Here is a 21,637-nt window from a genome sequence, read left to right as displayed (position 1 = left end):
CTGCGGCGATTGGAGCCGATCCGCGCCCTCGACGGGCTGTCGCTGGTCCCCGGCCCGGACGCCGACGGCGGCGCCGATCCCAGCGCCGACGCCGACCCGCAGGACTTCGCGGACTTCGATTTCAGCGGCGGCGGCACGAACGGCGGGACGAGCGGAGACGGGGCAAGCGGCGGGGCTTTGGACGGCGGGGCCGTGCGGATCGACGCCGGGGCGGACGCGAACGACGGCGTCGCGGACCGCTTCACGGTCTCCGAGGTCGACGGCCGGCTGGTCGTCTCCGTCAACGGCCGCACGGCCTACGCCGGCGACGCCGCCGACCCCCACACGCTGCACTTCGCCGGCAGCGCGGACGCCGATCATCTGTTCCTTGATCCCGCGTTGTTCCAGACGGCGGGCGGCAATCTGGACGTCACGTTCGACGGGGCCGGCGGGGCGGATACGGTCGAACTCGGCGGCGAAGTCGGGTCGGTCGCCCATCACCTGCTCGGCGGGACGACCGATGCGGGGAGCGATCCGACCGACGCCGCCCCCGAAGCGAACACCGCCGCCGCGGACGGGCTGAACCTCGCCCACACCGACGTGGAGCAGGTCGCCGATCGTTTCGACGCGACGACCCGCACCCTCACCGTCGACGGCGCCGCCGACCTGCACGGTACGGGAACCGAAGGCGTCTTCACCGATGGTCTGACCACGGTGACGTTCGCCGCGGACGCCGACGCGACCGCGGTCGAGGCCGAGTCTCTTACCGTCACCGGCGCCCTGGACCTCGCGGGCGGCGAGGGCACGTTCCGGGCGACGGACTCCCTGGGCCTCGCCACCGGCGCCGAGCTGACCAGCGCCGGCGGTTCCCTCACGTTGGACGGCGGCGCCTCGCTGACGATCGCCGGCACGGTGGACGTGTCCGATGCGACCGGTCACGGCGGGACCGCGACGCTGCTGGGCGACGCGATCGAACTGACGGACACCGCGACCGTGGACGCCTCCGGCGCGAACGGCGGCGGGGCGATCTATATCGGCGGCGGCTATCAGGGGTCCGACCCGGCGCTGCGCAACGCGGAGTTCACAACCATCGCCGAGGGCGCCCGTCTGGACGCCAGCGCCACGGCGGCCGGCGACGGCGGCACGGTGATCGTCTGGGCGAACGACACCACCCGCTACGCCGGCCACATCACGGCCCGCGGTCTGGGCAGCGGCGACGGCGGCTTTGCGGAAGTCAGCGGCAAGGAGCACGTCCTCGTCACCGGCCACGCCGACCTGCGCAGCGATGCGGGCGCCTGGGGCACGTTCCTGATCGACCCGGGCAGCGTGGACATCGTGGACGGTGACGCCGCCACGTTGCCCGGCTCGGGGATGAATACGTTCACCGACGCCTACATCGTCGACCAACTCGAGAACCACGGCGGCCTGACGATCACGACGTCCGCCTCCGACGGGGCGAATGGGGCGGACGAAACCATCACCGTCGCCGGCGACGTTCAGATCGTCTGGGCGGCGTCGACGGCGTTCTCGCTGGTCGCCGGCCGGGCGATCGTGGTGAACAGCGGCGCCCGCATCGAAGCGACCGGCGACGGCTCGATCGACTTCCGGGCCAACGAGGGCAAGACGCAGTTCGCGACCGGGAACACCCACGGCGTGAGGGTCAATGGAGCGATCGTGGCCACCCGGGGGACGGGGGACGTATCCGTCATCGGGACCGGCAGCGGCGTGAGCGCCAATGCCCATGGCGTGTCTGTGACGAACGCCGGCGTGATCGAAGCGACCGGCACCGGACTGAACGCCGGCGCCGTCGTGGTGATCGGGACCGGCGGGGACTCTGGTTATTTCAGTCACGGCGTCGTCGTCGACGGCACGTCCACGGCGATTCGCGCCGCGGGCGGGGGCGTGACGGTGACGGGAACCGGCAGCGATGCGGGCTACGGATACGGCGTCTTCGTTCAAACCGGCGGCGTGATCGAAGATACGGGCACGGCCGGGAGCGGCGGGGCGGACGCCGGGGCCGTCGTCGTCACCGGAATCGCGCGGGGGTCAGAGAGCACTCGCGGCGTGGCCGTGTCTAACGGCACGCTCCGCGGCGGCGGGGTCGCCGTGACCGGGACGGGAACGGGCAGCGCCGAAGATATTTGGCTGACCAATTCCACCATCGAATCCACCACGGTCGACGCCGTCACCCTCGACGGGGCCGACATTACGATCAACGCCTCCACGGTCGGGCTGATTCTCAACGACGCCGCCGTCGACCCCCCGGTCGCCGGGATCGACTACGGGCAGCTCGTCGTGACGGGCGAATTGTATCTCGACAACTCGACGCTCGTGCTGACGGCGACCGACCTGTCCGGCGTCGCGGGGCTCGAAGAATTCACCCTGATCGAGAACGACGGAGCCGATCTGATCGCCGATAGGTCCTACAGTAGGTTCTCCGGGATCGTCGAGGGCGCCATCCTCACGGTCGGCGGTCGTGAATTCGCCGCCAGCTACGAAGGCGGCGACGGGAACGACTTCACCCTCCTCCCCCTCACGGACACCGACGCGATCGGCGGCGATCAGCCGTTCGACAACCGTCAGCCCGCCCAGGGGCTGAACTACATCATCGCCACCCGAGGCGTGTTTCCGTCCCCCAACGGCGACTATGCGGTCGATGACGTTCCGTTCCTCGGCGAGATCAAGCTGTTCGCCGGCAGCTTCGCCCCCGAAGGCTACGCCTTCGCGGACGGGCAAATGCTGCAGGTCAGCACGAATTCGGCTCTGTTCTCGGTCCTCGGCACGACCTACGGCGGAAACGGGCGGACCACCTTCGCCCTGCCGGATCTCCGCAGCCGCGTCGCGATCGGGGCCGGGTCGGGCCCGGGGCTGTCGTCCTACGTCCTCGGGCAGGAAGTCGGGGAAGAATTTGTCACCCTCACCGCCGACAACCTGCCGGCTCACACTCACGGCCTGCCCGACGGCGGCAACACCCAAGAGACCGGCGGCGGCCAAGCCCGGGAGAACGTCCAGCCCGCGCTGGCGATCAACTACCTCGTGCGGACCGGCGGCGATTTCGAGGACCTCGGCGAGATCGGCATGTTCGCCGGCACCTTCGCCCCCACGGGCTGGGCTTTGGCCGACGGACAGTTGCTGGAGATCGCCGAGTACTCCGCTCTGTTCTCGAAGCTCGGCGCGACCTACGGCGGGGACGGCCGAACCGACTTCGCCCTGCCGGATCTCCGGGGACGCGTGGCGGTCAGCGAGGGCGACGGGCCGACCACCATCCCGGTTGCGCTGGGGCAGACGTTCGGGACCGAAAGCGAGTTCGTCACGGTCGGCGAGATGCCTCGCCACGCCCACGGCCTGCCGACCGGCGACACGACCGGATCGGCCGGCGGCGGCCAGTCGGACGAGAACCGCCAGCCCTCGCTGGGGGTCAACTACACGATTAACACCGTGGGATTCGATCCCTCGTTGGGCGGCTCCTCCGGCGTGGCGGACTCGGACTTCCTCGGCGAGATCGAACTGTTCGCCGCCCACAGTTCTATCGTGGGCGCCTCCGGCGAGAACAACGTTTCGACCGACGGCCAACTGCTGGCGATCAGTGGGAACGAGGCCCTGTTCTCGATCCTCGGCACGACTTACGGCGGAGACGGCCGAACCACCTTCGGCCTGCCGGATCTCCGCGGTCGGACCGCGATCCACGAGGGATCCGGGTCGGGGTTGTCGACCGTGGACCTGGGCGAGTTCGTCGGCAGCGATTTGTTCAGCTACACGGTCGACCAGCTGCCCTCCCACACGCATCTGGCGGCGCTGCAGCCGCCGTCCGGCACATACGTCGCCACGCTCTCCGGCGGCGACCTCCTCATCAACGAGGCGCTCTTCGGGCTGGACAACGTCCTCAGCGTGACGCTCGACGGCAATGAGATCGTCCTCGACGACGGCGCCGGGCAGGTGGAGCGGTTCGCCCTCGCCGACCTCATCGGCGACCTCGTCGTGAACCTCGGCGGCGGCGACGACGCGCTGACGATCGACGCCGCCGTCCTGACCGCCGGACTGAACGTCGACTACGACGGCGGCAGCCAGGCGACCGCGGTCGGGGACGCGCTGACGATCGACGGCGGGGCCTTCAACTCCACGGTCTACACCTTCACCACCTCCGACGCCGACGGGTTCGACGGGATCATCGACCTCGACGGCTCGGTGATCGTCTTCGCCGGGCTGGAGCCGCTCGTGAACACCGGCACGGCGGCGAACGTCCTGTTCATCCTGCCGAACGTCGTCAACGCGGACGCGACCCTCGCCGCCGGGCCGAACCCCGGAGAGATGCAGCTGACCGGCAGCACGTTCGAGAACACGGTCTTCACCGTCCCGACGGGCAGCCTCGAGATCTTCGGAGGGACCGAAGCCGACACGATCACCGTCGCCCCCCTCGACCCGTCCTTCGCCGCCGCCCTGAGGATCAACGGCGCCGGCGGGTTCGACACGGTGAACCTGAACGCGGACGTCACGTTTGCCGCCGACGAGAGCCTGCTGGTCACCGCGGAGACGATCGCCGTCGGCGCCGGCGCCGAGCTGGCCACGAGCGGCGCCGGCACGATCACGCTGACCGCCGCCCGCAACATCACCCTGGCCGACGGCTCCAGCCTGACGACGGTGGACGGCGGCGTCGCCCTGAGCGCCAACCGGCAGGCGATCCCCACGGTCGGCGACTTCATCGGCATCGCGGCGGACGGCGCCGTGATCCGCACCGACGGAACGGGCGCGATCAGTCTGCTCGGAACCGGCGCCGAGGTCGGCAGCGACACGTCGCACATGTTCGGCGTTTATCTGCACAGCGGGACCAGCGTCTCCTCGACCGCCGCCGGGGCCGCCGCCGGCACAATCACCATCGACGGGACCGCCGGGGCCGGCACGGACTTCAACTACGGCGTGTACCTACGCGGCTCCACGACGGACGTCACCAGCGTGGACGGGGCCATCGCGATCACCGGCCGGGGCGGCAGCGACGGGATCGGCACCGGCTTCAGCAACTACGGCGTCTTTGCGCTCGACATCGCGACGATCTCCTCGACCGGCACGGGGGCGGACGCGGCCACGATCACCATCGACGGGACCGGCGGCGCCGGCACGAGCTTCAACCACGGTGTGTACCTGTTCGGCCCCACGACGGACGTCACCAGCGTGGCCGGGGCCATCGACATCACCGGCCAAGGCACCGGGACCAGCTCTAGCAACGTCGGCGTCTTTGCGTCCGGCATCGGGACGATCGCCTCGACCGGCACGGGGGCGGACGCGGCGACGATCACGATCGACGGCGCCGGCGGGGCCGGGGCCTTCGACAACCACGGCGTGAGGCTGTCCGGCGGTTCGACGGACGTGACCAGTGTGGACGGGGACATCGCGATCACCGGCCAGGGCGGCAGCGACGGGACCGGCACCCGCGGGAACAGCAACTACGGCGTCTTGGCGTTCGGCATCGAGACGATCGCCTCGACCGGCGCGGGGGCGGACGCGGCGACGATCACCATCGACGGGACCGCCGGCGCCGGCACGAGCGACAACAGCGGCGTGTTCCTGGCCGGCCCCACGACGGACGTCACCAGCGTGAACGGGGACATCGTGATCACTGGCCGGGGCGCCGGGACCGGCAGCTTCAGCCATGGCGTCGCTGCGGACAACATCGAGACGATCGCCTCGACCGGCACGGGGGCGGACGCGGCCACGATCACCATCGAGGGGACCGGCGGGGCCGGGACGGACGGCAACTACGGCGTGTACCTGCTCGGCGGTTCGACGGACGTCACCAGCGTGGACGGGGCCATCGCGATCACCGGCCGGAGCGACGGGACCGGCGACAGCAACTACGGCGTCCACGCGTTCGGCATCGGGACGATCGCCTCGACGGGCACGGGGGCGGACGCGGCCACGATCACCATCGACGGCACCGGCGGCGCCGGGTCGAACTTCAACTACGGCGTGTACCTGGCCGGCGGCACGACGGACGTCACCAGCGTGGACGGGGCCATCGACATCACCGGCCGGAGCGGCGGGACCGGCTTCGACAACCACGGCGTCTACGCGTCCGGCATCGGGACGATCGCCTCGACCGGCACGGGCCCGAACGCCGCCGCGATCACCATCGACGGGACCGCCGGCGCCGGCACGTACGAAAACCACGGCGTGTACCTGTTCGGCTCCTCAACGAACGTCACCAGCGTGGCCGGGGACGTCGCGATCACCGGCCGAAGCGACGGGGCCGGCGACGACAACTACGGCGTCTACGTGGCCTCCATCGAGACGATCGCCTCGACCGGCACGGGCCCGGACGCGGCCACGATCACCATCGACGGAACCGGCGGCGCCGGGGCGAACGACAACCACGGCGTGTACCTGTCCGGCGCCACGACGGACGTCTCCAGCGTGGACGGGGCCATCGCGATCACCGGCCAGGGCCGCGGGACCGGCTCTAGCAACCGCGGCGTCCTCGTAGCCTCCATCGAGACGATCGCCTCGACCGGCACGGGCCCGGACGCGGCCACGATCACCATCGACGGGACCGGCAGCCCCGGGACGTACGGAAACCACGGCGTGCATCTGCTCGGCGACACGACGGACGTCACCAGCGTGGACGGGGCCATCGCGATCACCGGCCAGGGCGCCGGGACCGGCAACGGCAACTACGGCGTCTACGTGTCCGACATCGAGACGATCGCCTCGACCGGCACGGGACCGGACGCGGCGACGATCACCATCGACGGGACCGGCGGCGCCGGGACGAGCTTCAACTACGGCGTGTATCTACGCGGCTCCACGACGGACGTGACCAGCGTGGTCGGGGACATCGCGATCACCGGCCAGGGCGCCGGGATCGGCGTCAACAACTACGGCGTCTGGGCGTCCTTCATCGAGACGATCTCCTCGACGGGCACGGGACCGGACGCGGCGACGATCACCATCGACGGGACCGGCGGCGCCGGGACGCTTAACAACTACGGCGTGTACCTACGCGGCTCCTCGACGGACGTCACCAGTGTGGACGGGGCCATCAGCATCACCGGCCAGGGCGGCGGGACCGGCATCGACAACTACGGCGTCTACGCGTCCGGCATCGGGACGATCACCTCGACCGGCACGGGGGCGGACGCGGCCACGATCACCATCGACGGGACCGGCGGCGCCGGGGCGAGCGAAAACCACGGCGTGTTCCTGCTCGGCGACACGACGGATGTCACCAGCGTGGACGGGGCCATCGCGATCACCGGCCAGGGCGCCGGGAGCGGCGTCCACAACTACGGCGTCTTCGCAGCCTCCATCGAGACGATCGCCTCGACCGGCACGGGCCCGGACGCGGCCACGATCACCATCGACGGGACTGCCGGGGCCGGGACGGACAATAACCACGGCGTGTTCCTGTCCGGTTTCACGACGGACGTCACCAGCGTGGCCGGGGCCATCGCGATCACCGGCCAGGGCGCCGGGACCGGCTCCTTCAACTACGGCGTCTACGCGTCCTACATCGAGACGATCTCCTCGACGGGCACGGGAACGGACGCGGCGACGATCACCATCGAGGGGACCGGCGGCGCCGGGACGCTTAACAACTACGGCGTGTACCTGTTCGGCTCCTCGACGGACGTCACCAGCGTGGCCGGGGACATCGCGATCACCGGCCAGGGCGGCGGGACCGACGCCAACAATCACGGCGTCTACGCGGACGACATCGAGACGATCTCCTCGACCGGCACGGGGGCCGCCGCCGGCACGATCACCATCGACGGGACCGGCGGGGCCGGCACGGACGGCAACTACGGCGTGTTCCTTGTCAACTCCTCGACGGGCGTCACCAGCGTGGACGGGGACATCCGCATCACCGGCCAGGGCGCCGGGGCCGGCCACAGCAACTACGGCGTTTATTCGGCCTCCATCGCGACGATCTCCTCGACCGGCACGGGGGCGGACGCCGCCACGATCACCATCGAGGGGACCGGCGGGGCCGGCACGGACGAAAACCACGGCGTGTACCTGTTCGGCTCCTCGACGGACGTCACCAGCGTGGACGGGGCCATCGCGATCACCGGCCAGGGCGGCGGGACCGGCGATCAGAACTACGGCGTCTACGCGAAAGACATCGACACGATCACCTCGACCGGCACGGGGGCGAACGCGGCCACGATTACCATCATGGGGACCGGCGGCGACGGGACGGACGAAAACTACGGCGTGTACCTGGAAGGCATCACGACGAACGTCACCAGCGTGGACGGGGCCATCGAGATCATCGGCCAGGGCGCCGGGACCCGCGCCAACAATTACGGCGTCTACGCGGCCGGCATCAAGACGATTGAGTCGACCGGCATGGGGCCGGACGCGGCCACGATCACCATCAAGGGGGACGCGGCCGGCACGGACTTCAGCTCCGGCGTGGTTCTGCTCGATAACTCCAGCATGGATCCGCTCGGCTCCACGATGGACGTCACCAGCGTGGACGGGGCCATCAAGATCACCGGCGAGGGCGCCGGGGGCGGCCGCAGCAACAACGGCGTCTACGTGGCCAAAATCGCGATCTCCTCGACCGGCACGGGGGCGGACGCGGCCACGATCACCATCGACGGGACCGGCGGCGCCGGGACGAACACCAACGTCGGCGTGTTCCTGACCAGCTCCACGATGGACGTGACCAGCGTGGACGGGGACATCGCGATCATCGGCCGGAGCAACGGGACCGGCGTCCAAAACTACGGCGTCCTCGCGTCCGCCATCGAGACGATCGCCTCGACCGGCACGGGCCCGGACGCGGCGACGATCACCATCAACGGGACCGGCGGCGCCGGGACCGCTAACAACTACGGCGTGTGGCTGATCGGCCTGACGACGGACGTCACCAGTAACGACGGGGCGATCGCGATCACCGGCTCCTCGACGGCCGGCCGGGGCGTCTGGCTGAGGAGCGCCGCCGCTGTGACCTCCGCCGGCGACGCCACGATCGCGATCGCCGGCGCCGGCGCCGGCGCGACCGATGGCGAGGGCGTGCTCATCGCCGACGACTCCACCATCGACGGCGGGGCGAACGCCGTCACGATCACCGTCACGGACTCCGAACTCTCCACCGAGACCGAGGACGGGACCGCCCAGATCTTCGGCGGTCTGGTCACGTTGAACGCCGTCGGGACCGGCTCCGTCGGCGCGACCGACCGCGTCGAGATCGACGCGACCACGCTCGCCGGCACGACCGAGGGCGGCGTGTTCCGCGTCGTGGATCTCGCCGGCGGCGTCACCGTCGTCGGGGTCGATACGACGCTCGCCGGGGGCCTCGGCGGGGCCGGGGATGTCGAGATCGTCGCGAAAGCGGGTTCCGTCGCGTTCACCGGGGCCCTGACCACGGGCGGGGCCGTGACCGTCACGGCGGACGACGACATCACCTTCACCGCGGCCGGCGATGTGACGGCGACCGCCGGGACCGGGGACTTCGCCTTCACCGCGGACGCCGACGGCGACGCGAACGGCGCCGGCGGCGCCTTCACCCAGGCCGACGGGTCCGTGATCGTTTCCAACGGCGTCGTCACGATCACGGCCGACGAGGACGTCTCGCTGGCCAGCGTGCAGACGACCGCCGCCGGTTTGAACAAGCTCTTCGTCACCAGCGGGTCCGGGGCGATCTTCGACGCGGGCGACAGCGACGTCGACCTCGTAGCCGATTTCGCATCGGTGAATCTGTCGGCGGCGACCTCCATCGGCGGGCTGGGCGCCGGGGAGGAACTCGAAACCACGATCTCGACGCTGGACGCCGCCGCCGCCACGGGCGTGATCGCGATTTTGGAGAGCAACGGCCTGAACCTCCTGGACGTCTCGGCGTTGGGCGCCGGCGGCGTGATCGAGGTCGCCAGTACGGTGAACCACATTCAAGCCCACAATGTGCGGGCGACCGATCGGGTGACGCTGAACGCCCTCGGCGCCGCCGGCAACGTGCAGGAGTTCGGCTTCGACGCGCACGCGGACGTGACCGCCGCCAGCGTCTCCCTGCTGGCCGGGGGGAACGTCGGCGCCGGGCACTCCGGGGACGTCGGGGGCGCTTTGGAACTGGACGCGGACACCCTCGCCTTCGCGGTCGGCGGCACGATCGACGTGACGAACGACGGAGCGTTGACGATCGACGACGTCGCGGTGTCGGGCGGCGGGACGCTGACCGCCTCCAGCGCCGGCGCCGGCGGGTCCGTGACGGCGAACAGCCCGCTGACGATCGACCATGTCGTCACGGTCGGCGACGCCGCCTCCGACGGCACGGCGGCGAATATGACGTTCGAGGCGGGCGGCGACGCGGCGAACGCGGACGACGACCTGACGATCTCGACCGCCGGGGCCGTCGACCTGATCGACGCGGACGCCTCCACGCTGACGTTCCTCGCCGGCGACGACGTGATCCTGAACTCCGACGGCACGGCCCGGATCGCCACGGCCAACAACGCCGCTCACGCGGTCGTCGTCACCGCCGACACCGAGGCCGACGGCACGGACGGCGACCGCGGGTCGATCAGCCAGACCGGGACGAACGAGACGATCGTCGCCCCGACGCTGACGCTGTCCGCCCACGACGGCATCGGCGACGACGGGACGACCGACAACGCCCTGCGGGTGAACGTGGACACGCTCTCCGCGATCAACGCCGGGGCGAACGAGGTGCGGCTCGTGGAGACGAACGCCGTCGCCGTCGACCGGATCGAGAACGTCGGCCGCCGCGTCGTGCTGATCGCCGGCGGGGCGATCGCCGACGGGAACGCCGGGATCGGCAACGACGTCGCGGGCGAGGAGGACGCCAACATCGTCGCCGACGAACTGGCGCTGATCGGCGGCAGCGTCGGCCAATCCGACGACCTCGACCTCGCCGTCGACACCGTCGCGGCGCAGGCGACCGCCGGCTTCTTGCACCTGACGGGCGCCGGCGCCCTGACGGTCGGCTCCGTGACGGACGCCGCGCTCGCCGACGCCGGGTTGACCGGCGGCGTGCTGGCGGGGCTGACCTCGGATACGAGGATCATCCTGCGGGCCGGCTCGATCGACGTCACCGAACGCATCGGCGGGCTGTCCCCGTCCTCGAGCATCGACGTTCTGCTGGACGCGACCGGCGCGGGCGTTTCCGCCGGGGCCGGCGACGTGACGCTCGCCGCCGACGTGGACGCCGGGACGGGCGGTTTCAGCTTCGTCACCCTGCGGGCCGCCGACGACGTAACGCAGTCCGCCGGCCGGGTCGCCACGTTCTTCCTGCGGGCGGCGGCGGGCGGCCTGATCGATCTGGACTCCGCGACGAACGACGCCGCGGACTTCGCGGCGACCGCCGGCGGGTCCGTCACGCTGGTTGACGTCGGCGGGGTGAACCTGGGGGGGGGCGTCGGCCTCACCAATTCGGCGTTCGGCAGCGGGGCGCCCACCGGGGCTCCCGGCGACTCCGACGACTTCTTTTCTTTGGGGGTCAGCGGCGTGACCGCCGGCACGGCGGGGACCGGGGCGGACGTGCTGATCTGCACCACCGGCGCCCTGGGCGTGAACCAGCAGATCGACGCCGGCGACGGCACGGTGCGGCTGGAAGCGGCCGGAAGCGTCACGCAGACCGCCGACGGCGTGATCACCGCCGACGCCCTCGGCGTGCGGGCGACCGGGACCGGGTCGGCGATTGATCTGGCTCTGGCCCTCAACGACGTGAATACCTTCGCCGCGGCCACCGACGCCGACGGCGGCTCGATCGCCTTCGCGGACGTGGACGGCTTCGCCCTGGGCACGGTCGCCGCCGACGCCACCGTCGTCGGCTGCTTCGACACGGCCCTCACCGGCGTGACCGCCGGCGGCTCCGTCACCCTCGACGCCGACGCCGACGCCGACTGCGACGGCGACCTGCTGATCGCCGGCGCCGCCTCCGCCGGCGCCGGCGGGAGCTACGCGTTCTCCGCCGACAACATCACCGTCGCCGCGAACGTGACCGCCACCGGCGCCGGCGCGATCGACGTGATCGCCTGCCGCACGATTAGGGTGAACAGCGGCGTGACCGTCGAAGCGGTCGACGGGAACGTAACCTTCGAAGCGAACGCCGATCTGCTGAACCTCAACGCCGGGAACTTCACGGCAGTCACGATCGGCGAGATCGTCGGCGCCGCCGCGGCGGTCCGGGCGACGGGCGACGGGAACGTGTCCGTCACCGGCGTCGGGGCCTCGGACGGAACCACGTCATCCAGACGCGGCGTACTCGTTCAGAACGACAGCGTGATCGCCGCGAATGCCGGGGCGGTGACGGTGGCCGGGACCGGCGGGACCGGCGAGGACTTCAACTACGGCGTCTACGTCGTCGGGACGAACTCCGCGATCAGTTCGGCGGGCGGGGGCGTGACGGTGACGGGGACCGGCGGCTCCAACGGGACGGCCGGCAGCAACTCCAACGCCGGAGTGCGGGTGACCAACGGCACGATCGCGGACACCGCCGCCGGGGCGGTGAGCGTGACCGGGACCGGCGGGGCCGGCGAGGACAACAACCAAGGCGTGCTCGTCAACGGGACGGGCTCCGCGGTGAGTTCGGCGGGCGGGGGCGTGACGGTCGCGGGGACCGGCGGCTCCAACGGGTCGGCCGACAGCGCCGGCAACGTCGGCGTGTTCGTATCCGGCAGCGGGACGATCGAGGACACCGCCGCCGGGGCGGTGAGCGTGACCGGGACCGGCGGGGACGGCGAGGACTTCAACTACGGCGTCTACGTCACCGGCACAGACTCCGCGATCAGTTCGACGGGCGGGGGCGTGACCGTCGAGGGGACCGGCGGCTCCAACGGGTCGTCCGGCAGCAGCGACAACTACGGCGTATTCGTGAACGGCGGGACGATCGCGGACACGGGCGTGGGAGCCGCCGCCGGGGCGGTGAGCGTGACCGGGACCGGCGGGAACGGCGAGGACGACAACGTCGGCGTCTGGGTCAGAGGGACAGGCTCCGCGGTGAGCTCGGCCGGCGGGGGCGTGACGGTGATCGGAACGGGCGGCTCCAACGAGTCGGCCGACAGCAGCAACAACTACGGCGTGTACGTGTTCGACGGCGGGACGATCAAGGACGACGCGGCCGGCTTGGTGAGCGTGACCGGGACCGGCGGGGACGGCGAGGACTTCAACTACGGCGTCTACGTCACCGGCACAGACTCCGCGATCAGTTCGACGGGCGGGGGCGTGACGGTGATCGGGACCGGCGGCTCCAACGGGCAGGCCGGCAGCATTTCCAACTTCGGCGTGATCGTGAACGACGGGACGATCGCGGACACCGGCGTCGGGATGAACGCCGGGGCGGTGAGCGTGACCGGGACCGGCGGGGCCGGCGAGGACTTCAACTACGGCGTCTTCGTCCTCGGGACGAACGCCGCGGTGAGTTCCGTGGGCGGGGGCGTGACGGTCGCCGGGGCCGGCGGCTCCAACGGGTCGGCCGACAGCGACTCCAACCACGGCGTATACCTGACCGGCGGCGGGACCATCGCGGACACCGCCGCCGGGGCGGTGAGCGTGACCGGGACCGGCGGGAACGGCGAGGACGACAACGTCGGCGTCTGGGTCAGAGGGACGGGCTCCACGGTGAGCTCGGCCGGCGGGGGCGTGACGGTCACCGGGACCGGCGGCTCCGATGGATCGGCCGACAGTGATGACAACGTCGGCGTGTACGTATTCGACGGCGGGACGATCACGGACGACGCGGCCGGCTTGGTGAGCGTGACCGGGACCGGCGGGGACGGTGAGGACCTCAACCACGGCGTCCTCCTCTCCGGGGCGAACTCCGCGGTGACCTCGGCGGGCGGGGGCGTGACGGTGATCGGGACCGGCGGCTCTAATAATGCGGTCTTCAGCAGCGACAACTACGGCGTGTCCGTGATCAGCAGCGTGATCGCGGACGATGCCGGCGGGGCGGTGAGCGTGACCGGGACCGGCGGGGCCGGCGAGGACGGCAACTTCGGCGTGTACGTCGTCCTGATGAACGCTGCGGTGCGTTCGGCGGGCGGGGGCGTGACGGTGACCGGGACCGGCGGCTCCAACGGGACGGTCGGCAGCGATGCCAACGTCGGCGTGACCGTGTCCGGCGGCGGGGTGATCGAGGACACCGCCGCCGGTCTGGTGACGGTGACCGGGACCGGCGGGGACGGCGAGGACGGCAACCACGGCGTGTTTGTCAGCGGGGCGGACGCCCAGATCAGCTCGACGGGCGGGGGCGTGACGGTGACGGGGACCGGCGGCTCCAACGGGGCGGCCGGCAGCGCTATTAACGTCGGTGTATACGTATCCGGCGGCGGGGCGATCGCGGACGCCGCCGCCGGCTTGGTGAGCGTGACCGGGACCGGCGGGGACGGCGAGGACTTCAACTACGGCGTACTCGTCAGTGGGACGACCTCCACGGTCAGTTCGACGGGCGGGGGCGTGACGGTCGCCGGGACCGGCGGCTCCAACGGACTGGCCGACAGCAACTCCAACATCGGCGTGGTCGTGGATAACGGCGGGACGATCGCGGACACGGGCGTGGGAGCCGCCGCCGGGGCGGTCAGCGTGACCGGGACCGGCGGGGACGGCGAGGACGACAACTACGGCGTACTCGTCTTCGGGACGGGCGCCGCGGTGACCTCGACGGGCGGGGGCGTGACGGTCGCCGGGACCGGCGGCTCCAACGGGCAGGCCGACAGCGACCGCAACTACGGCGTGGTCGTGGACAGCGGCGGGACGATCGCGGACACGGGCGTGGGAGCCGCCGCCGGCTTGGTGAGCGTGACCGGGACCGGCGGGGACGGCGAGGACTTCAACTACGGCGTCTACGTCGTCGGGACAGACTCCGCGGTGAGTTCCGTGGGCGGGGGCGTGACGGTGACCGGGACCGGCGGCTCCAACGAGCAGGCCGACAGCAACTCCAACTACGGCGTGTACGTAATCAACGGCGGCGTGATCGCGGACACCGCCGCCGGCTTGGTGAGCGTGGCCGGGACCGGCGGAGCCGGCGAGGACGGCAACCACGGCGTGTTCGTCTTTGGAACGGACGCTGCGGTGCGTTCGGCGGGCGGGGGCGTGACGGTCGCGGGGACCGGCGGCTCCGGCGGCTTGGCCGGCAGCGAATTGAACCACGGCGTGTACCTGCTCGACGGGACGATCGCGGACACCGCCGCCGGCTTGGTGAGCGTGACCGGGACCGGCGGGGCCGGCGACGACTTCAACTACGGCGTACTCGTCAGTGGGACGACCTCCACGGTCAGTTCGAAGGGCGGGGGCGTGACGGTGACCGGGACCGGCGGCTCCAACGGACTGGCCGGCAGCGAATTGAACTACGGCGTGTACATCGCCGACGGGACGATCGCGGACACCGCCGCCGGGGCGGTCAGCGTGACCGGGACCGGCGGAGCCGGCGAGGACAGCAACCGCGGCGTCTACATCTTTGGAGCGAACTCCGCGGTGAGTTCCGTGGGTGGGGGCGTGACGGTCACCGGGACCGGCGGCTCCAACGGGTCGGCCGACAGCGACTTCAACGACGGTGTGTCCATCACCGGCGGCGGGACGATCGCGGACACCGCCGGCGGGGCGGTGAGCGTGACCGGGACCGGCGGGGCCGGCGACGACTTTAACCGCGGCGTCTTCGTCTTCGGGGCGGGCGCCGCGGTGACCTCGGCGGGCGGGGGCGTGACGGTCACCGGGACCGGCGGCTCCAACGGGCTGGCCGGCAGCGACGGCAATGAAGGCGTGTACGTATTCCTCGGCGGGACGATCGCGGACACCGGCGCCGGGGCGGTCGACGTCACCGGCCGGGCCGCCGGGATGACCACGCAGGACGTGCTCATCAACGGGGCCACGACCGCCGTTCGGTCCGGCTCCGGGACGATCACGATCACCGGCCTGCGGAACGACATCGAGATGAGGAACGGCGGCCGGGTTCTCTCCGACAGCGGCGCCGCCCGCCTGTGGGCCGCGGGGAACGTGCTGCTGGGCACGGTGAACCTGGACTTCGACGCCGCCGGGGCGGTGGGTTCGGCGATCGTGACCGCGGACTTCGACACGACGGCCGTCGACGCGACGAACGGCGTCGCCGCCGACGGCGTCGGGGCCATCCTCGACAACCTCACGGGCGAGACCGCCAACATCACCGCGTTCTCCGCCGCCCTGCGGGCGGCCGGCGACGTGGGGGCGAACCCCGCCTTCGATTTGGGCGACGCCGCCGGCGCCTTCGGCGGCGACGACGCCGACCTCGACCTCGCCGTGGACGTCGTCGCCGTCTTCGTCAGCGGCGACGGCGACGTGAACCTGGACGACGTCGACGACCTGATCGTCGACACCGCGGACGGGATCGTCGGCGTGACGGTCGCCGGGTCCGGCGACGTGCGGCTGGCCGCCGTCAACGACCTCACGATCGACGCGGCGGTCGCGGTGAACGGAACCGACGGGTCGATCTTCCTCGTCGCCGACAGCGACGGGGACTGCGTGGGCGACCTGACGATCAACGCGCCCGTCACGGCCGGCAGCGTGGAGGGCAGCCTCGGGCTGCGGTCGAGGAACATCACCGTCAGCGCCGGCCAGACGCTCAGCGCGCACGGGGCGGGCACGATCGACCTCTTCGCCTGCCGCACGATCGTTCTGGAGAACGGCGCCGCGGTCGTCTCGGCCGACGGGAAGATCACGCTGGACGCCGGCAGCATGCCGGACGCGAACGACAACTTCGCCGCGGTCACGATCGGCGACGCGTTCGGCGCGGCTAAGGTCGAAGCGACGGGCGCCGGGGACGTGTCCGTCACCGGCGTCGGGGCCTCGGACGGAACCACATCCTTCAACTACGGCGTGCTCGTTCAGAACGGCAGCGTGATCGCCGCGAATGCCGGCTCGGTCAGCGTGACCGGGACCGGCGGGAACGGCGTGGGCGCGAACTTGGGCGTCAACGTCGTGGGAACGAATGCTGCGGTCATGAATACCGCGGTGACGTCCGCGGGCGGGGGCGTGACGGTGATCGGGACAGGCGGCTCCAACGGGCTGGCCGGCAGCCGCTTGAACGTCGGCGTGGGAGTGTCCTCCGGCGGTGCGATCGTGGACACCGCCGCCGGGGCGGTGAGCGTGACCGGGACCGGCGGAGCCGGCGCGGACAACAACCACGGCGTCTTCGTCAACGGGACGGGCTCCGAGATCGGCTCGAAGGGCGGGGGCGTGACGGTCGAGGGGACCGGCCGCTCCAACGGACTGGCCGGCGGCTTCTACAACGTCGGCGTGTTCGTGGCCGGCGGCGGCAAGATCGCGGACACCGGCGCCGGGGCCGCCGCCGGGGCGGTCAGCGTGACCGGGACCGGCGGGGATGACGACGACTTTAACATCGGCGTCTACGTCAGAGGGACGGGCGCCGAGATCGGCTCGCAGGGTGGAGGCGTGACCGTCAAGGGGACCGGCGGTTCCCTCGGTCTGGCCGGCAGCAATAACAACCATGGCGTGTTCGTGGCCGGCGGGACGATCAAGGACGCCGCCGCCGGGGCGGTGAGCGTGACCGGGACCGGCGGCGCCGGCGAGGACGACAACTACGGCGTGTACGTCACCGGGGCGGGCGCCGAGGTGACCTCGGCGGGCGGGGGCGTGACGGTGATCGGGACCGGCGGCTCCAACGAGTCGGCCGGCAGCAACGTCAACCGTGGCGTGTTCGTGTCCAACAAAGGGGCGATCAAGGACACCGCCGCCGGGGCGGTGACGGTGACCGGGACCGGCGGGGCCGGCGAGGAAGCCAACGTCGGCGTGGTTGTCAGCGGGGCGGACGCCCAGATCAGCTCGAAGGGCGGGGGCATGACGGTGACGGGGACCGGCGGCTCCAACGAGCAGGCCGACAGCATCCGCAACTTCGGCGTGTACGTATTCGACGGCGGGACGATCGCGGACGCCGCCAGCGGGGCGGTGAGCGTGACCGGGACCGGCGGGGACGGCGAGCGCTTCAATCTTGGCGTCCTGGTCAGCGGGTCGGGTTCCGCGGTGAGTTCAGCGGGCGGGGGCGTGACGGTCGCGGGGACCGGCGGCTCCAACGAACAGACCGGCAGCGCCTTGAACTACGGCGTGTACGTGGTCACCGGCGGGACGATCGCGGACGACGCCGCCGGGGCGGTGAGCGTGACCGGGACCGGCGGGGACGGCGAGGACGGCAACGTCGGCGTCTGGGTCAGCGGGGCGGGTTCCGCGGTGACGTCCGCCGGCGGCGGCGTGACGGTCACCGGAACCGGCGGCTCCAACGAGCAGGCCGACAGCGACGCGAACGTCGGCGTCTACGTGTCCGGCGGCGGGACGATTGCGGACACCGGCGTCGGGGCCGCCGCCGGGGCGGTGAGCGTGACGGGGACCGGCGGGGACGGCGAGGAAGCCAACCGCGGTGTCTGGATCAGCGGGGCGGGTTCCGCGGTGACCTCGAAGGGCGGGGGCGTGACGGTCGCGGGGACCGGCGGCTCCAACGGCTTGGCCGGCAGCAGCGCCAACCACGGCGTGTACCTGCTCAGCGGCGGGACGATCACGGACGCCGCCGCCGGGGCGGTCAGCGTGACCGGCTTGGCTGCTGCGGGAGCGGATAGCGTCGGCGTCCATGTGGTTGGCTCGACGATCCAGAACGCCGGGACCGGCATGGTCACGGTCCGCGGGGACGTCACCGATCCCGGCGGGGTCGACGGCATCCGGGTGGAAAACAGCACGATCTCCACGACCGACGGCGAGATCGTCCTGAACGCCGACTTCACCGACGCCGCCGACCTCTCCGCCGCCGCCCCGGACAACGGCCCGGACGGCCGCGGCACGCTGAACGTCTTCGGAACCGGCGCCGTCACCGCCGGCGGCCTCGGGAACGACGTGACGATCACCGCCGCCGACGTGCGGTTCGACTCCACCGCCGTCGGCGGCGCCGTCGTCGCCTTGGGCGACACCGTCTTCCTCAACAATTCCACCGCCGGACAGGCGATCGTGCTGGGCGGCGCCGGCGCCGCGGGCGGCTTCGATCTCTCCACCGCCGGCGCCGGTCAGATCGCCGCCGCCGTGCTGGAGGTCGGCAACAACGATCCGAACCTCGCCGCGGGCACGATCGCCCTGGGCGACGCCCCGTTCTCCGGCCTGGCGGGCGGCGCCGGGAATGCGGAGGGCACCCTCGTGCTGCGGACCGGCGCCGACGTGGTCGAACTCGGCGCCGACGCCGCCGCGGACCTGTCGCAGATCACGAACCTCGCCGTCCTCGCCGGCGGCCGGGTCGGCGGGGCGACGGACGCGGTCGGGGATCGGTTGGAGATCGACGCCGACGTCGTCGCCTTCGCCGACTTCGACGCCGCCGCCCCGCTGGGCGGCGACGGCACCCAGATCGACGGCTCCGTGCGGATCGCACGCGTCGGCGGCGATCTGACGGTGGGCGCCGTCGCGGTTCCCAGCGGAGCGAACGCCGCGGGCCTGCGGGCGACCGGCGAGGTGGAAGTCTTCGTCGACGGCTCCCTGACGGTGCAGAACGCCTCCGCCGGGGACGACCTCCGCGGAACGGAACTGGCCGCGATCGCCGGCGGTTCCCTCACCGTCGAGGCCGACGCCGACGTGGCGACCACCGGCGCGAACTCCACGCCCGACCCGACCGACGGCAACGCCGTGCTGCGGGCCGACGGCGGGGATCTGACGCTTGAGGCCGGCTCCGCCGTGACGACCGCCGGCGGCAAGGTCGGGCTGGAAGCCGACGGCGCCGTAACGATGCAGGAGAACGCCCTTTCCGGCGAAGCGATCGTGACGACCGCCGGCGGCGACGCCGTGCTGCGGGCCCGGACCGGCGACGTCACCCTGACCCGCGTGAACGCCGGCGCCGGGCAGGTCGGCATCGACGCCGCCGGCGCCGTGATCGACGGACTGACCGGCGACGGGGCCGGGTTCGCGAACGTCAGCGGCGCCGCCCTGGGCGTGCTGGCCGGCACGGGCGTCGGGACCGTGGCCGACCCGTTGGACGTCGCCGTCACGACCTTCGCCGCGGAAACCGCCGCCGGCGACGTGCAGATCGTCAACCGGGGGGGCGCCTCCGGGGACGTGATCATCGACTGCGTCATCGTCGAGGACGTCGTCGCATTGAACGAGACCGTCGCGGGCCTCACCGCGATCGGGTTGCGGTCCACGACCGGCGCCGTCGACGTCGTCGCCCCGAACGGCAGCGTCATCGTCAACAAGGACGTGTTCGGCGGGACGCGGGCCACGTTGGACGCCCGGGACGACGTGCGGTTGAACGCCGACGTCGGCAGCGACGCCGCGACCGGCCGCGTCGCGATTCGCGCCCGGACGGGCGACCTCACCCAGCCCGGCGCCGATTCGATCACCGCCGGCGCCGTCGCGTTGGAAGCGGGCGGGAAGATCGGCGAGGCCAGCTTCAGCAACCCCGGCCAGATCGACGCGATCAACGTCGACACGGGGACGATCGCCGCCCGCGCCGAGAGCGGCGTGAACGAAGGCGTGGGGATCGCCCAGCGGGGCGGCCGCATGCTGACGATCGGTTCGGTCGAGGGCGTCGGCGGGGATCCGGTCGTCGGCGTGACCACCGAACACGGGACCGCCTCCGTCTCCGCCGCCGGCGGGGTGAACGTCTTCCAGGCGGTCGGCGATCAGAACCCGTTCGGCGTCGGCGGCCCCTCGGGCGTGGATCGGGCCGCGGTGGTCGCCCGCGGGAACGTGACGTTCGCCGGTCCCGGCCGGCTGACGACCGCCGCCGGGCAGGCGGTCGCCCCGCTGCCCGGCACGATCGTTCCCGTCACCGGCAGCCCCGCCGGGGAGTTCATCGTCGGTCAGACCGGCGACTTCCTCGAAGCCGGCTCCAACACGCCGGTCGATTTCGCGGTGCAGGTCGGCACCCGCCGCGGCGGGATCGCGGACCAGAACGTCACCGTGCAGTTGATCCTCCCCAACGGGCAGCTCTCGCCCAACAGCCTGCCGCCCGGGACCGGCGGGACGATCTTCAACTTCGGTCCGCAGTCCCTGCCGATCGAAGAACTGATCGAACTGGCGACCCTGGCGGCGCAGAACGGCGGGACGCTATCCGGGGCCTACGCCGCGTTCTTCGACCCGTCGATCCGGCTGATCGGCGGCGTGAACCTCGGGGCGGCGGCGTCGGATCTGACCGTCGGCGACGCGGGGCTGACGTTCCGGTTCGGCGACGTGGTCGCCGCCGATCCGCTGCCGGACCCGGACCCGGAACCGCCCGCCCCGCCGGAACCCGCTGCGCCGATTCCGCCGCCGCCGGTGTTCGTCGCCCCGCCGGCGCTGATCGCCGAGGACGAGGCCGCCCCCGCCAGCAGCGCCCCGGCGTCCGACCTGCCGGAGCTGCAACTCTGGATCTACGAAGATCAAAGCGGGCTGACCGACGGCTTGGACGGCACCGGCGACCCGGCCCTCACCGTGCCGGACCTCGCCTACTACCTGATCGGCGATCCGTTCCGCAGCGCCTATCTGTCCGACCCGTACTTCCAGAACCTCGGGGCGGAAGGCGCCGTCTTCCAGTTCGTGATCGTGCGGCCCGGCCAGGATCCGGAGGTCGAAAGCACCTTCCGCGTCGAAAGCGGCGGCGTGGAACAGCCGTTGTTCCGTCGCGGCCCGGCGCCGGACTTCATGGACGACGCCCCGCCGGCGCCCGTCGGCCCGGCCGAGTCGACGGACTCCTCCCCCGTGATCGCCCCGGTCC

The 21,637-nt window shown here is 71.9% G+C and carries 1 protein-coding gene; it reads left to right on the top strand.

From position 1 onward, the window contains the following. On the top strand, positions 1-21,637 hold a 21,637-nt coding region (locus tag LzC2_RS13150), incomplete at both ends, for a tail fiber protein (RefSeq protein ID WP_171187690.1).

Source organism: Alienimonas chondri, assembly GCF_013036045.1.
In the GTDB taxonomy this organism is placed as follows: domain Bacteria; phylum Planctomycetota; class Planctomycetia; order Planctomycetales; family Planctomycetaceae; genus Alienimonas; species Alienimonas chondri.
The sequence above is the reverse complement of the archived record's forward strand: the minus strand, read 5'-3'. Positions and strand labels throughout refer to the sequence as shown.